Annotated in this window: 17 protein-coding genes; 8 read left to right on the top strand and 9 right to left on the bottom strand. The window is 68.8% G+C overall.

Going from position 1 to position 12983, the window contains the following annotated elements:
* Positions 1-14 precede the first annotated feature (14 nt).
* From ACI6GS_RS00210 to ACI6GS_RS00200, 3 genes are read left to right on the top strand one after another with little or no spacing between them, the layout of a single operon-like run.
* Positions 15-545: an RNA polymerase sigma factor gene (locus ACI6GS_RS00210; RefSeq protein ID WP_439815757.1), complete on the top strand. Its 531-nt coding sequence runs from the start codon at positions 15-17 to the stop codon at positions 543-545.
* A 3-nt stretch (positions 546-548) separates the two neighbouring features.
* The gene (locus ACI6GS_RS00205; RefSeq protein ID WP_439815756.1) at positions 549-1019 is read left to right on the top strand and encodes a hypothetical protein; all 471 of its coding nucleotides are present in this window, start codon (positions 549-551) and stop codon (positions 1017-1019) included.
* A complete protein-coding gene (locus ACI6GS_RS00200) occupies positions 1009-1431 on the top strand; it encodes a periplasmic heavy metal sensor (RefSeq protein ID WP_439815755.1) in 423 nt (140 codons plus the stop codon). The genes ACI6GS_RS00205 and ACI6GS_RS00200 overlap by 11 nt, the downstream gene beginning before the upstream one ends.
* A 7-nt stretch (positions 1432-1438) precedes the next feature.
* On the opposite strand, the gene ACI6GS_RS00195 is transcribed toward ACI6GS_RS00200, so the two are convergent.
* The 8 genes from ACI6GS_RS00195 to ACI6GS_RS00160 form a co-directional block, all read right to left on the bottom strand.
* Positions 1439-3253, bottom strand: coding sequence for a sensor histidine kinase (locus ACI6GS_RS00195; protein WP_439815754.1), 1815 nt, complete (start codon positions 3251-3253; stop codon positions 1439-1441).
* Positions 3250-4041, bottom strand: coding sequence for a response regulator (locus ACI6GS_RS00190; RefSeq protein WP_439815753.1), 792 nt, complete (start codon positions 4039-4041; stop codon positions 3250-3252). The genes ACI6GS_RS00195 and ACI6GS_RS00190 overlap by 4 nt, the downstream gene beginning before the upstream one ends.
* Before the next feature lie 201 nt (positions 4042-4242).
* Positions 4243-4470, bottom strand: a complete 228-nt coding sequence (locus tag ACI6GS_RS00185) for a hypothetical protein (RefSeq protein ID WP_439815752.1) — start codon at positions 4468-4470, stop codon at positions 4243-4245.
* Between the two features lie 45 nt (positions 4471-4515).
* Positions 4516-4989: a hypothetical protein gene (locus ACI6GS_RS00180; RefSeq protein WP_439815751.1), complete on the bottom strand. Its 474-nt coding sequence runs from the start codon at positions 4987-4989 to the stop codon at positions 4516-4518.
* 10 nt (positions 4990-4999) lie between these two features.
* A complete protein-coding gene (locus ACI6GS_RS00175) occupies positions 5000-5305 on the bottom strand; it encodes a hypothetical protein (protein ID WP_439815750.1) in 306 nt (101 codons plus the stop codon).
* A 282-nt stretch (positions 5306-5587) separates the two neighbouring features.
* Entirely contained in the window at positions 5588-5803 is a 216-nt protein-coding gene (locus ACI6GS_RS00170) for a NepR family anti-sigma factor (RefSeq protein ID WP_439815749.1), read from the bottom strand.
* A gap of 140 nt (positions 5804-5943) precedes the next feature.
* Entirely contained in the window at positions 5944-6621 is a 678-nt protein-coding gene (locus tag ACI6GS_RS00165; RefSeq protein ID WP_439815748.1) for a sigma-70 family RNA polymerase sigma factor, read from the bottom strand.
* A gap of 47 nt (positions 6622-6668) precedes the next feature.
* Entirely contained in the window at positions 6669-6881 is a 213-nt protein-coding gene (locus ACI6GS_RS00160) for a NepR family anti-sigma factor (RefSeq protein ID WP_439815747.1), read from the bottom strand.
* Positions 6882-7461: 580 nt separating this feature from the next.
* On the opposite strand from ACI6GS_RS00160, the gene ACI6GS_RS00155 reads away from it, so the two are divergent.
* Together ACI6GS_RS00155 and ACI6GS_RS00150 are read left to right on the top strand one after the other, a co-directional pair.
* Entirely contained in the window at positions 7462-7638 is a 177-nt protein-coding gene (locus tag ACI6GS_RS00155) for a DUF1328 domain-containing protein (protein ID WP_439815746.1), read from the top strand.
* Positions 7639-7822: 184 nt separating this feature from the next.
* Positions 7823-8173, top strand: coding sequence for a hypothetical protein (locus ACI6GS_RS00150; RefSeq protein WP_439815745.1), 351 nt, complete (start codon positions 7823-7825; stop codon positions 8171-8173).
* Between the two features lie 15 nt (positions 8174-8188).
* Here ACI6GS_RS00150 and ACI6GS_RS00145 read toward each other — a convergent pair whose 3' ends face one another.
* A complete protein-coding gene (locus tag ACI6GS_RS00145; protein WP_439815744.1) occupies positions 8189-9439 on the bottom strand; it encodes a Zn-dependent hydrolase in 1251 nt (416 codons plus the stop codon).
* Between the two features lie 102 nt (positions 9440-9541).
* Here ACI6GS_RS00145 and ACI6GS_RS00140 point away from each other — a divergent pair, with 102 nt between their 5' ends.
* Genes ACI6GS_RS00140 through ACI6GS_RS00130 form a run of 3 tightly spaced genes read left to right on the top strand, consistent with a single transcriptional unit; the run spans position 9542 to position 12944 of the window.
* The gene (locus tag ACI6GS_RS00140; RefSeq protein ID WP_439815743.1) at positions 9542-10702 is read left to right on the top strand and encodes a serine hydrolase domain-containing protein; all 1161 of its coding nucleotides are present in this window, start codon (positions 9542-9544) and stop codon (positions 10700-10702) included.
* A gap of 48 nt (positions 10703-10750) precedes the next feature.
* On the top strand, positions 10751-11305 hold the full coding sequence (locus ACI6GS_RS00135) for a Uma2 family endonuclease (RefSeq protein ID WP_439815742.1): 555 nt from the start codon (positions 10751-10753) through the stop codon (positions 11303-11305).
* Between the two features lie 58 nt (positions 11306-11363).
* On the top strand, positions 11364-12944 hold the full coding sequence (locus ACI6GS_RS00130) for a lysine--tRNA ligase (protein ID WP_439815741.1): 1581 nt from the start codon (positions 11364-11366) through the stop codon (positions 12942-12944).
* Positions 12945-12983: the final 39 nt, after the last annotated feature.

Here is a 12983-nt window from a genome sequence, read left to right as displayed (position 1 = left end):
CGGATGAACGTCTGATGCAAAGGGTCGGCCAGGGCGATCGGCAGGCCTATGCCGTCCTGGTGCGACGGCACCTGTCGCGCATGGTGAGCCTTGCCGTGCGCGTGCTGGGCAGCCGGGCCGAGGCGGAGGAGGTCGCCCAGGAATCGATGCTGCGGGTCTGGACCCAGGCGCCCAAGTGGTCGCCGGACGGCGCCCGTTTCACGACCTGGCTCTATCGCGTGACGCTGAACCTGTGCCTTGACCGCAAGCGCCGGGCGCCGAACGCCGCGCTGGACGAGGTGCCGGAGCCGGCGGACGAGCGGCCCGACGCGCTGGAGGGCGTCGCCCATGCGCGCATGGCCCAGGCCCTGCGCAAGGCGCTGGCCGCCCTGCCCGAACGGCAGAGGGCGGCGATCGCCCTCTGCCTGGACGATGGCCTCAGCCAGCAGGAAGCCGCAGCGGCGCTGGGAGTCAGCGAAGGTGCGATCGAATCACTCCTGGTGCGGGCCAGGCGGACATTGCGGGACCAGCTGGGCCCGATGTTCCGGGACTGGAAGGAAGCTTGAGCCATGAACGACCAGCGTTTCCTGGATCATCTGGACCGCTTCGGCCCTGACCTGTCGACCTGGCCGCGGCCGGGCGATGCGCGTGCCTGGGCGGACCGTTCGGCCCGCGCCCGCGCGGCCCTGCGGGATGCACAGGCGCTGGACGGCGTGCTGCGCGCCACCTGCGTGACCGTGACCGACGACTTCGCCGACCGGGTCATCGCGGCGGCGCTCGACCACCCGCAGGAACAGGGTGGGCCGGTCCTGACCGCCGCGCGCCGGCCCGTGCGCTGGCGCTGGCTTGTGCTGCCGCAGCTGGCGGGCGCGTCGGCCGCCCTGGTGTTCGGCCTGTGGGTCGGGGCCAGCCAGTTGCCCGCCCAGGCGGCGACCGCGGCACCGCTCAGTCTGACGAGCGCCGGCGACGACGCCGACAGCCTCCTCAGCATCGCGATCCAGCGCGCCGATGGCATCGTGACCGAGTGGGATGATGTCTGAGCGGCGCACCATCATCGGCCTCAGCATCGCGCTGGGCATCTCCCTGATCATCAACGTGGCCGTCCTGGGCATTGCCAGCGGCCGCCACTGGCTGCGTCCGCCGGAGCCGCAGAAGGTGCGCTTCCTGGACCGCTTCCCGCCCGACATCCAGGGCGTGATGCGCGAGACGTTCCGCCCCCGCCGGCCCGAACTGGTGCAACTGCGCCGTGGTGTGGTGGAGGCCCGGGCCCGCGTGACCGCGGCATTGAAGGCCGACCCGTTCGATCATGCCGCCTTCGTCCAGGCGCTGGAACAGGCGCACGCCGCCAGCGACAAGGTCGATCGCCTCTACCAGGCCAACATGTCGGACCTGGCGCCGCGCCTGAGCCCCGCCCAGCGCAGCGTCTTCGCCGACCACCTGCCACCGCCCTGACCGTGACCTAGGCCGCGTCCTCGAAGCCCAGCGCGGGGAAGCGGACCTCGACGCGGGTGCCCGGTGGGCCGCGCACGTCCAGCACGCCGCCCAGCTGCTTGGCGAAGGCGCGCATCAGCGAGGTGCCAAGGCTGGTGCCGTCCAGCGCCGCGGCGGGCATGCCGATGCCGTCGTCGGTGACGCTCAACAGCAGTTCGCCCACGTCCGGCGCATCGATCCGCACCATGACCTGGCCCGTCCGGCCGTCCGGGAAGCCGTGGGCAAAAGCATTGGTCAGCGCCTCGGTCACCAGCAGGGCCAGCGGCACCGCTTTTTCCGACACGACGAGCAAAGGCGGGACGTCCAGGCCCAGGCGGATGCGCTCGCCGCTTTCCTTGGCCGTGTCCTGGATCAGCTGGCACAGGTCGCCCATGAAGGCGCGCAGGTTCACGCTCTTCATGTCGTCGCCCTCGTAGAGTTGGCGATGGACAAGGGCAAGGGCGCGGATGCGGATCTCTATATCGGCCAGGACACGCTTGGCCGGTTCTGACTTCAGCGCGCGCGACTGCAGGCTGAGCAGGCTGGTGATCATCTGCAGGTTGTTCTTGACCCGGTGGTGGATCTCCCGGATCAGCGCCTCGCGCGCCACGATCGAATGGTGCAGTTCCTGGTCGCGCAGCGAGATGCGGCGCGCCATGCCGGCCAGGGTGTCGCCCAGCTCGCGCAGCTCGCGCGGCGCGCCCGCCATGTCGGGCGTGCGCTCGTCCAGCTGCCCGTCGCTCATGGAATGGGCGACGGCGGTCAGGTCCTGCGTCCAGCGCGTCACCAGTGCCCGTGCGCCGAACCAGGCCCCCGCGATCACGGTCAGCCACAGCACCGCCAGACCCATCAGGCGGGCCAGCAGGTCCCGGTCGATCGCGTCCATCAGGACGGCTGTCGGCACGCTGTAGACGATGAAGGCGGCCCCGCCGGCCAGCGGCTCGACGGCATAGGTGCGCGCCGCGCCGGACTCGTCCGGTGCCTCGAACAGGCGGGGCATCGTGCCTGCGCGCATCTGCTCGACGTCGATGGGGGGGCGGAGCGCCACGGCCGCAGCCGGTGCCGCCTCCGGCGTCGTCTGGGGCAGCATGATCCGGCCGTTGCGGTCCAGGATGTCCAGGCGTCCCTCTGGCGGGATGATGCTGCTCAGGCGCGGGCCTTCCAGCCAGGCGGTGCGGATGCTGGCGGCGATCGCGATCGCGGCACCGCCCGGCGGCAGGGGAAGGGACGCGACCAGGACGGGCTGCTGCGACACACGCCCGATCACATAGGGGCTCACGGTCAGGGTGCGGGTTTCCTGCACCTCGCCCAGCCAGGCGTCGGTCACCCGCGTTTCTGCCGGCGCCGGCAGGGCGGAGCAGGGCAGCAACCCGTCGCGCGTCACCGTGAAGATGTTCGCGTATTCGGGATGGCTGTCCAGCGCCCGGGCCAGCAGCATGGTACAGGCGGGCGAGGCGTCCTGTGCATCCGGCACCGCCGCAAGCAAGGTCAGCAGCTTGCGCGTCGATTCCAGCAGCGCGCTCTGGCTGTTGGCCGCCAGGGCCGCGACCTGGCGGACCGACTGGTGGACCTGCGCCCGCTGCTCCGCGATGCCCTGCTGCGCCATGATCAGGCTGAAGGCCGTGGTGGGCAGCAGGGCCGTCACCACCAGGGCCATCATCCGGCCGCGCAGCGAATCCAGGAACCGGAAGGGGCGCGGAAACCCTGGCGTTCCGGCCGTGGGGCGGGCCCTGCCCGCCTCGGCCGGGACGACCGGCGCAGCGGCCGGCCGTTTGCCCAGCGGTGTGCCGGGAGTGCCGGTCACGCGGAGGGGCTGATGCTGGACAGCAGCGCCTGGGACATGGTGACCCGCAGCGTATCCGGCTCGAACGGCTTGGTCACCAGGTAGGTCGGCTCCAGTTTCTCGCCGGTCAGCAGCCGTTCGGGGAACGCGGTGACAAAGATCACGGGCACGGTCATCGACTGCAGGATGTCCTGCACCGCCTCGATCCCGGTCGAGCCGTCGTCAAGCTGGATGTCGGCCAGGACCAGGCCCGGGGGCGAACGATCGGCCAGCGCCACCGCTTCCTTGCGGTTGGCGGCGATGCCGACGACCGTGTGGCCGCTGTCGCGCACGATGTCCGCGATGTGCATGGCGATGATCGGCTCGTCCTCGATGATCAGGACACGCGTCGCCGATTCGCGCTTCAGGTCGGCGCGCGCCTGGTCCAGCAGGGCAACGACCTGGGCCTCGCTCTCGCCGACGATGTAGGCGGTGTCGGCGATGGGGAAGCCCTCCAGCACGACCAGCAGCAGGACCTGCCGTTCGATCGCCGGCAGGGCGTCGATGTGCGTCTGCAGGCGCGGGCGGGGAGCGATCACCTCCTCCGCCGCGGGCTCGCCCAGGGCCTGGTCGACGCTGTGCACGATCTGGTGGAACAGGTGATAGAGGCCAAGCTTCAGGCTGGGCGCCGCATCCAGCCGCTCCGGCTCCTGCAGCAGCGTTTCCAGGCAGGCGCGGATGTACTGGTCCCCGCTCGCCTGGCTGCCCGTGATCGCGCGCGCATAGCGCCGCAGATAGGGCAGGTGCTTGACGATCTCCTTCGACATCATGTCCGTGGCGTCCCCTCACGCGCACCGGGGCCGCAGGGAAAGGTCCCTGGGCCCCAAGTGATCAGGCTCCGATTGGTTCCGGCACCGGAAGCGGGCTGTCCCCTTGGCTTCCGGTGACGGCAGGTCTGCTGCCGACGATACCGGGTTCGGCACCGCTGGCCAGCAATGCTTTCCCGCACTCTGTCCGGCGTCCGCTCCGGTTCAGCGGCGGATGCTGGTGTCGACGGCCGGATCCTCGCCCTTGGCATGCGCCTTGGCAGCCTTCTCGGCCGCCTTCAGGTCGGCCGCCTCGGCGGGATTGGCCAGGCTCTGCTTGGCCTTCTCGGCCTGCTCCTCGACGCGGCCGGACTGGGCGAATGCGGTCGTCTTGTCGTTATAGGCCTTTGCAGCGGTGCGGCTGCCTTCGCCCTCGTTCTTGGCCTGGGCCATTTGTCGTGTCCTTTCGTATCGTCGTGGCCGCCCGCTTCGGCTGGATCAGCCGTCGCGACGGGCGGGGTCGAAGGGGGCAGGGGGCGTGTCGGCCTTCGCCTTCAGGTGATCCCAGCCGAAGTAGAGTCCCGCGGCAGCCGCTGCGAGCAGCGAAAGGCGGGGCCGGGACAGCATCACGGGCAGCAGGCCGATGATGTTCCCGGCCGTCAGCCCTGCCAGGAACGTCGGGGCTTCCTCCTTGGGTTCGACCGGCGGGGGCGGAGCCGGCAATGACGTCCGCTTGCGCACAAGCGGGATGGCCACGACCAGTCCGACGGCGAGCAGGGCAAGGCCGCACAGCAGGGCCGCCTGATCCGCTTCGACATGACGCATGAGGTAGATGAACAGGGCGGTCATGAAGAAGCCGATCGCGGCCAGGCCGACGACCAGCAGCGCCAGCACCAACGCCACTTGGAAGGCGATACTGCCGGCGCTGCGCTCGATCGAGCTGCGCCAGTTGCCGATCATCCGGTCGAACATCGAAGCAGGATCAGCGGCGCATCAGGATGGCTGCGGCGAACCCGACCGCGAATGCGCCGACCAGGCTGGTCACCGGGCGGGCCTTGACCGCCTCGCGCGCCTTCTCGGTCGAATCGGCGCCTGCCTGCTTGACCAGGTGGATCAGCTCGTCCACGCCCTGGCGCAGGCGATCATACTCGGCCGAAGCCATTTCACGGCCCTTGTCGGCGGCGTCGTGCAGCGCGCTCTTGGCATCGTTGTAGCTCGCGTTCGCCTTCTCGCTCGCGCGGCGGGCATCATCGCGGATGGAATCGCTGGAATAGGTGGAACTCGCCATCGTTCACTCCTTCGTGGCGCCGCGGGCTTGGCATTCGGTCCGTTGGGATCGGAGCAGTGCCCGGGGACGTTGCTGGGAGATCAATGTGACTTCTTCCTGAATGTTCCCGCGTCCCTAGCCCCTGAACGGTGCGCGATCCCGCCGCAGCGGCCAGCTGCGGATGCCCGCAAAGACAAGGCCGCGCAAGGGCAGCCCAGCGCGGCATCGGGGTCCAGCATCTGTGTAACCAGCAGGGTTTCGGCCGCGCTGCGGCCAAGGCCACCGCGGCGTTGCTGGACGGCGTCAGCCGTCCTTGCCGTCGGGAAATTTCGCCAGGATGGCCAGGAACTCCTCGGGGATCGGTTCCTGGACCACATCCTCGTACAGCGCGCGCAGCTTGTTATCCAGCCATTCCGGCTGGCTGCCCCTTGGCTGGACGCTGCGGCTCTTGCCGGCATTGCCGCCGCCCGGGGTGTCCCCCCCGTCGGTGCCTGTCGTGCGCTTCGTGCCCTTGGCCATGGCCCCGCTTCCGAATGACGATTGGCGGACGCCGAACGCTCGGCCGGTCCGCCCCCTGTGCGCCAGGGTCGTGACTGCCACGGGGACCAGCGCCGGTCAACCGGCGATGGCCCGCAGCTCCCCTCCTGTGCCGCCGCCCCTCAACCCTGGGGTGTGCGGCGTCCTCCACCCTGGGCGATGCGCCTGGGCCCACCCGCGTCGGGCGCCTCGCCGCTGAATTCGACGGGGATGGCATTGCCCTCGCCGCGCTTGCCCAGGTTCTTGCCGCCTTCCATCAGGCGGGCCAGCTCACGCCGCGCGCGCGACACGCGCGACTTGATCGTGCCGACGGCGACGCCACAGATCTCCGACGCCTCGTCATAGCTGATGCCGCTGGCCCCAACCAGCATCAGCACCTCGCGGTGCTCCGGGCTCAGCAGCCAGAACGACCGGCGGAAATCGTCCAGTTCAAGCTGGGCATCCTGGGTCGCGGGGGTGCCCACGACCTCGATCACCGTATCGTCCAGCGACTGGACCTTCAGCCGGTTCTTGCGCGCGGAGTTATAGAACTCGTTGCGCAGGATCGTGAAGATCCACGCCTTGAAGTTGGATCCCGGCTGGAACTGGTGGGCTGCGGCCAGGGCGCGGACGATGGCGTCCTGCACCAGGTCGTCCGCCCGTTCGCGGTTGCCGGTCAGGAAGCGCGCGACGGCACGCAGGTGCGTCAGCGAGTCCACGATCAGGCCCTGCACGTAACGGCGGGCCTTGTCGCGCTCCTCCTCGCTGGCGGGGGGCTGCGGGACAGGAATGGGTTCGATCATCGCCTCGGCTGCGGTCATCGCGGGGGGAGCCTGGGTTGGGTGCTGCGTCGCGTGGGCCGGGATCTTCACGATCCATGGCCCTGGTTTGAGCGCTTGGCGTCGATGCGCCGAACCAGGTCCAGGAGATCGTCCGGAACCGGCTCTTTCATGACGTCGCTGTAAAGGCTTTGCAGTTGCCGCTGGAAGGCCTGATCCCCGCCGCGAGCCGCTGGCTCAAGCGCCGACCACGTCCCTTCCACCTGCGCCGTCCCCGATCTCCGGGGGCCATCCTGCTGCATTCTTGAACCGGCCATTCATGCCTGCCTTTGGACCTTGGCCAGCATCATGGGCCGGCAGGGACTGGCGCCCCATTCTCGGGACACCGAACACCACAATGCAGGGTGAACCGCATGTGGCACTGCAAGAAGAAAGACAGCGACCCGCAATTTGTTCCTGATACACCTCGCCTTACGTTTCTTCACCGCGCGCAGATCATCCGTGCCGCGAGGATTCCCAGCGCTGTGCTGTCGTGCGATGCGGCGTGCGACGAGTGAAGCACCGGTTGCGGGCGCCCGCGCGTGACCGTGTTGTGACCGTGTTTCGCTCCGGGAACCGAAAGCGCACGCCGCTGTTTCCTGTGCATCTGCCGTCACGCACGGCGGCCGGCATGCTCCATTCGCTCCCCACTACCCCTGCCAAAAGAGCGTGCCAGACTGGGCCCGGGAATTCCCGGGCCCTTCTTTTTTGTGGCGAACGTCATGGCCAAGCAAAGGCCGCCGGCAACGTCCCAAGGCCCCTTGAAATTTTCCAGCGTCGACCCGGGAACACATGCACGCCGCCTGTATTCAGTCCGGCAACGCGGAATTTTCGGAGGCTGAAATGCTTGGATGGGCTCTGGTCTTCCTGCTCGTCGCGATCGTCGCTGGCGTGCTGGGCTTTGGCGGCGTCGCTTCGGCGTCGATGGGGATCGCGCAGATCCTGTTCTTTGTCTTCCTGGTCGTCTTCCTGATCACCATGGTCATGTACCTGGTTCGGGGTCGGTCGCCGCCGGTCTAAGCCGGCGGACATGGTCCGGATCCTGATGGATCCGGCCGGCACGGAAACGGGCGGGACGGCACGGCTGGACCCGCCCTTTTCGTATGTGGACCACAGGTGATCTCAATACCGCGGCCTTGCACCCCTCAGCATCGGACGGCGCGTCCTGCGGAGCGTGGCAGGCCGCCCAGCCAATGGAGGAGTGGTGCAGCAGCAAACCAACCGCACAGACGATGCACCGGTCGACCGCCGCCTGGACCAGGCCGGCCGGCTTCATGTCGGACGGACGCGGGACGCCCTGGCGGGCCTTCCGATCCCGAATCGCCACGATGCGCTGGCCCGCTTCCTGGGCATCCGCGTTCCCGATGGGGCGCGCGACGGGTCGGAGGAGGTCTCCGCCTTCCATGACCGGATGACCGCCATCTGGACCGACCTGGAGGAGTGTTTCGGGATCGGCGGCGTGGGCGCCTGGCTTGCCTGCGCTGACAGCCACGCGACACCCGACGCGCGCGAGGCGTTCTGGCGCGACCTGCAGCGCGTTCTCCAGGCGCGCTGACGGCCAGGGCGTCGGCTAGGCCGCTGCGGCGTTGGCCCGCTCGACCATCGCCCGCAGCAGCACGTCGCACCCGGCGGCGCAGTCCTCTGGCGTCGCCGATTCCAGTTCGTTGTGGCTGATGCCCTTCTCGCAGGGGATGAAGATCATCGCCGTCGGCGCCACCTTGGACATGTAGACGGCATCGTGTCCGGCGCCGGACACGACCTCCATGAAGGCATGGCCGCCGGCCTCCGCCGCGCGCCGGACGGCACCGACGCAGTCGGCGTCGAAGTGCAGCGCGGGCGATTCCCAGATGCAGGACAGGCTGGCGTCCAACGCACGCCGCGTCGCCGCGGCGTCGAAGGCCGTCTGCAGCTTCGCCTGCATCTCGGCCAGGACGGCATCCTGCGGGTGACGCAGGTCGATCGTCATGAAGACGGAGCCGGTGACCACATTGCGACCATTGGGGCTGGCCTCCAGCAGGCCGACGGTGCCGCGTCCATCGGGTGCGTGCTCCCAGGCAATGCGCTCCACCGCTGCCACCACTTCGGCCGCCGCGACCAGCGCGTCGCGCCGGCTGGCCATCGGCGTCGTGCCGGCATGGCATTCCGCCCCCGCCAATGTTGCCTCGAACCACTTGATCGACTGCACGCCGCTGACCACGCCGACCGAGCGGGCATTGTCCTCCAGGATCGGCCCCTGCTCGATATGGACCTCGAAGAACGCGCCGACGGGCCGCCCGCCGACCTCTTCCGGCCCGTCATAGCCGATGCGCTTCAGTTCCTCGCCGATGGTCTTGCCGTCGCGATCGGCGCGGCTGAGGCCGTAGTCGAGAGAGAATACGCCCGAGAATACACCCGACGACACCATGGCCGGCGCGAAGCGTGAGCCTTCCTCGTTGGTGAAGACGGTCAGCTCGATCGGCGCCTCGGTCACATAGTCGTGGTCGTGCAGGGTGCGCATGACCTCCAGCCCCGCCATCACGCCCAGGATCCCGTCGAACTTGCCACCCGTCGGCACCGTGTCCAGGTGGCTGCCCGTCATGATCGGCGGCAGGCTGTCATTGCGGCCCGCGCGCCTGGCGAAGATGTTGCCCATGCGATCGACCTTGATCGTGCAGCCGGCGTCCTTCGCCCACTGGATGAACAGGTCGCGGGCTTGGCGGTCCAGGTCGCTCAGGGCCAGGCGCTTGCAGCCGCCCTTCTCGGTCTTGCCGATCTCGCCGATGTCCATCAGGGACTGCCACAGCCGGGCGCCGTCGATCTTGAGATTGGTATCGCTGCTCATGAGACCCTGCTCCGCTGCGGATGCGCCGTGCCCCACCTTTGTAGCCAAGGCCCCGGTGCCGCCTTTAGTATCCGATCAAACATGACTTTGGGGAGCGAGACGATGACCGGTCAGGCAGGCACGGGCGCCCGTGCGACGGAGGGCTATTGCGACAGCCGCTTCCGGGCGGTGCGGGAGGTGTTCGAGCAGTCCTTCGCCAGCGGCCAGGAAGTGGGTGCGGGGGTCGCCATCGCCCTGGACGGGCGCCTGGTCGTCGACCTGTGGGGCGGCAGCCGCGATGCCGCCCGGACCAAGCCGTGGATGCGCGACACGCTGGTCAACGTCTTCTCCACGACCAAGGGCATCGTCGCCCTCTGCGCCAACCGCCTGATCGAGGAGGGGCGCCTGGACCCCGACTGGCCGGTGACCAGGGTCTGGCCCGAATACGGCCAGAAGGGCAAGGAGGCGACCCCCGTCCGTTACCTGATGAGCCATCGCGCAGGCCAGCCCGCCTGGCGCGCCGACGTGACCAACCAGGGCCTGGCCGATCCGATCCGGCTGGCCGAACTCCTGGCGGAAGAGGAACCCTGGTTCGAGCCGGGGTCCGCCCATGCCTATCACGCGGTCAGCTATGGCACGCTGGTGGGTGAGCTGATCCGCCGCGTGACCGGCCAGACGGTCGGCCAGTATTTCCGCGACACGTTCGGCGGCCCGCTCGACCTCGACTTCTGGATTGGCCTGCCGGACCGGGAGCATGGCCGCGTCGCCGACCTGATCGCCGCCCCGCCGCCGGGCCCGGACGACTTCAACCTGATCGCCGAGCTGATGAAGGACCCGACGGGCTTTGCCGCGCGCGCCTTCTTCAACCCGCCGGCGGTCGCCGACACCTTCAACCAGGACTATATTCGGCGCGCCGAAATCGCGGGCGGCAACGGCCATGGTACGGCGCGGTCGCTGGCCCGGCTCTACAACGGCATCGCCAGCCACGGGCTGCTGAAGAAGGACACCCTGGCCCAGGCTATCCAGATCCAGGACGAAAGCCCGGACGGGACCCTGCTGGGCCTGCCGACGCGCTTTGGCCTGGGCTTCATGCGCCCGACGGAAGGCCTGGCCTTCGGCCCCAGCGCCAACGCCTTCGGCCATCCCGGCATGGGGGGTGCGCTGGGCTTCGGCGATCCGGACACCGGCCTCGGCTTCGGCTACGTCATGTGCCAGATGCAGGGCGGCGCCCTGCTCGACCCGCGCGCCGGCGCCCTGATCGACGCGGCCTACGCGGCACTTTGAGCGCGGGCCCAGTGGCAATGGGCCGGTGGGCGGGATAGGCTGACCGCCATGGCCCTGGCTCCGAAGCGCATGTCCCTGGTCGAGTTCCTGGATTGGAACGACGGCACCGACACGCGCTATGAACTGCGCCAGGGCGTGCCGGTCGCCATGGCGCCGGCGATCCAGCGCCACGACTGGCTGGTTGCGCGCCTGGTCACGGCGCTGAATGTCCGTCTGAAGCCGCCCTGCTTGGCCGTCCCCAACACCGGATTGTTGTCTGCCACAGACAGCACGACATTCTATCTTCCGGACGTACTGGTGAAGTGCAGTGGAAACGCTGCGGGCCGCTATGCCGAGGCGCCGGTGCTGGTGGCCGAGGTCCTGTCGCCCTCGACCAAGGGCGTGGACCAGTCGGTGAAGTGCGCGGACTACCGCCGCCACGACAGCGTGCAGGACGTCCTGCTGATCTCGGCCGAGCAGCGCCACGTGCAGCACTGGCACCGGGCTGAGGGGTTCTGGGAATTCCGCGATCTGATCGGCGATGCGGAGGTCCGGGTGGGTCTTGGATTCGACCTGCCATTGGCGGAGCTCTACCAGGACGTGGAGCTGACCGGGGCGCCGTAGGGCAGACCTGCTCCCCTCGCACTTGCCAAAGGTGCGGCCACGCGCGAAAAGCGCGGCCATGACGAACGCTGCCGATCTCCATGTCCTTGCTTCCGATGCGCGCGCCTGGCCGTTCGAGGAGGCGCGCAAGCTGATCGCGCGGCTGGAGAAAAAGCCCAAGGACGTCGTGCTGTTCGAGACGGGCTACGGCCCGTCCGGCCTGCCCCATATCGGCACGTTCGGCGAGGTGGCGCGCACGACCATGGTGCGCCATGCCTTCCGCATCCTGACCGATGACAAGGTGCCGACCCGGCTCCTGTGCTTCTCGGACGATGTCGACGGCATGCGCAAGGTGCCGGAGAACGTGCCGAACCGCGAGATGATGCTGCCCCACCTGGGCAAGCCGCTGACCCGCGTGCCCGATCCCTTTGGCCAGTACGAAAGCTTTGGCCATCACAACAACGCCATGCTGCGGCGTTTCCTGGACACGTTCGGCTTCGACTACGAATTCGCCTCGGCGCTCGACTACTACACGTCCGGCCGGTTCGACGATGGCCTGATCCGCATGCTGGAGACCTGGGACAAGGTCATGGCCGTCATGCTCCCCACCCTGCGGGAGGAGCGGCGCAAGACCTATGCCCCCCTGCTGCCGCTGCATCCGGAGACGGGGGTCGTAATGCAGGTGCCGATCGAGGAGGTCCATCCCGGTCGCGGCACCGTCGTCTGGACCGATCCCGACACCGGCAAGCGCTGGGAGACGAGCGTGAAGGCCGGCGGCTGCAAGGCGCAGTGGAAGCCGGACTGGGCGCTGCGCTGGGCCGTGCTGGACGTCGATTATGAGATGTCGGGCAAGGACCACATCGACAACGTCAAGACCAGCGGCAAGATCTGCCGCATCCTGGGCGGGACGCCGCCGGACGGCTTCAACTACGAACTGTTCCTGGACGAGAACGGGGAGAAGATCTCGAAGTCGCGTGGCAATGGCCTGACGATCGACGAGTGGCTGACCTATGCCCCGGCCGAGAGCCTGAGCCTGTTCATGTTCACCAAGCCGAAGACGGCGAAGAAGCTGTACTTCGACGTGATCCCGCGCGCGGTCGACGACTACAACACTGCCCTGGCTGCCTATCCCGGCCAGGCGTGGCCCGAGCGGCTGGAGAACCCGGTCTGGCACATCCATGGTGGCCAGCCGCCGCAGGTCGACCTGCCGGTGACGTTCGCCCTGCTGCTGAACCTGGTGGGGGCGGCGGCCAGCGACGACAAGGCGGTGACCTGGGGCTTCATCACCCGCACCGTGCCCGGTGCCACGCCGCAGAATCATCCGGAACTGGACCGTCTGGTCGGCTATGCGATCGCCTATTACCGCGATTTCGTGGCCCCCACCCAGCAGCGCCGGGCCCCCAGCGAGGCCGAGCGCGCGGCCCTGGCCGACCTGGCCACGTTCCTGGAGGCGAGACCGGCCGACAGCTCGGCAGAGGCCCTGCAGAACGAGGTGTACGAGGTCGGCAAGCGTCACGGCTTCACCAACCTGCGCGACTGGTTCAAGGGCGCTTACGAGGTGCTGTTCGGCCAGTCCCAGGGGCCGCGCCTGGGCTCGTTCATCGCGCTCTATGGCCCGGCGGAGACGGCAGCCCTGATCCGCAAGGCCCTCGCCGCCTGATCCAACCGCGGATCGACTTGGGCGCGCGGCTGGTCCAAG

Origin of the sequence: Zavarzinia sp. CC-PAN008, assembly GCF_051903925.1 — a bacterium.
GTDB lineage: Bacteria > Pseudomonadota > Alphaproteobacteria > Zavarziniales > Zavarziniaceae.
The sequence above is the reverse complement of the archived record's forward strand: the minus strand, read 5'-3'. Positions and strand labels throughout refer to the sequence as shown.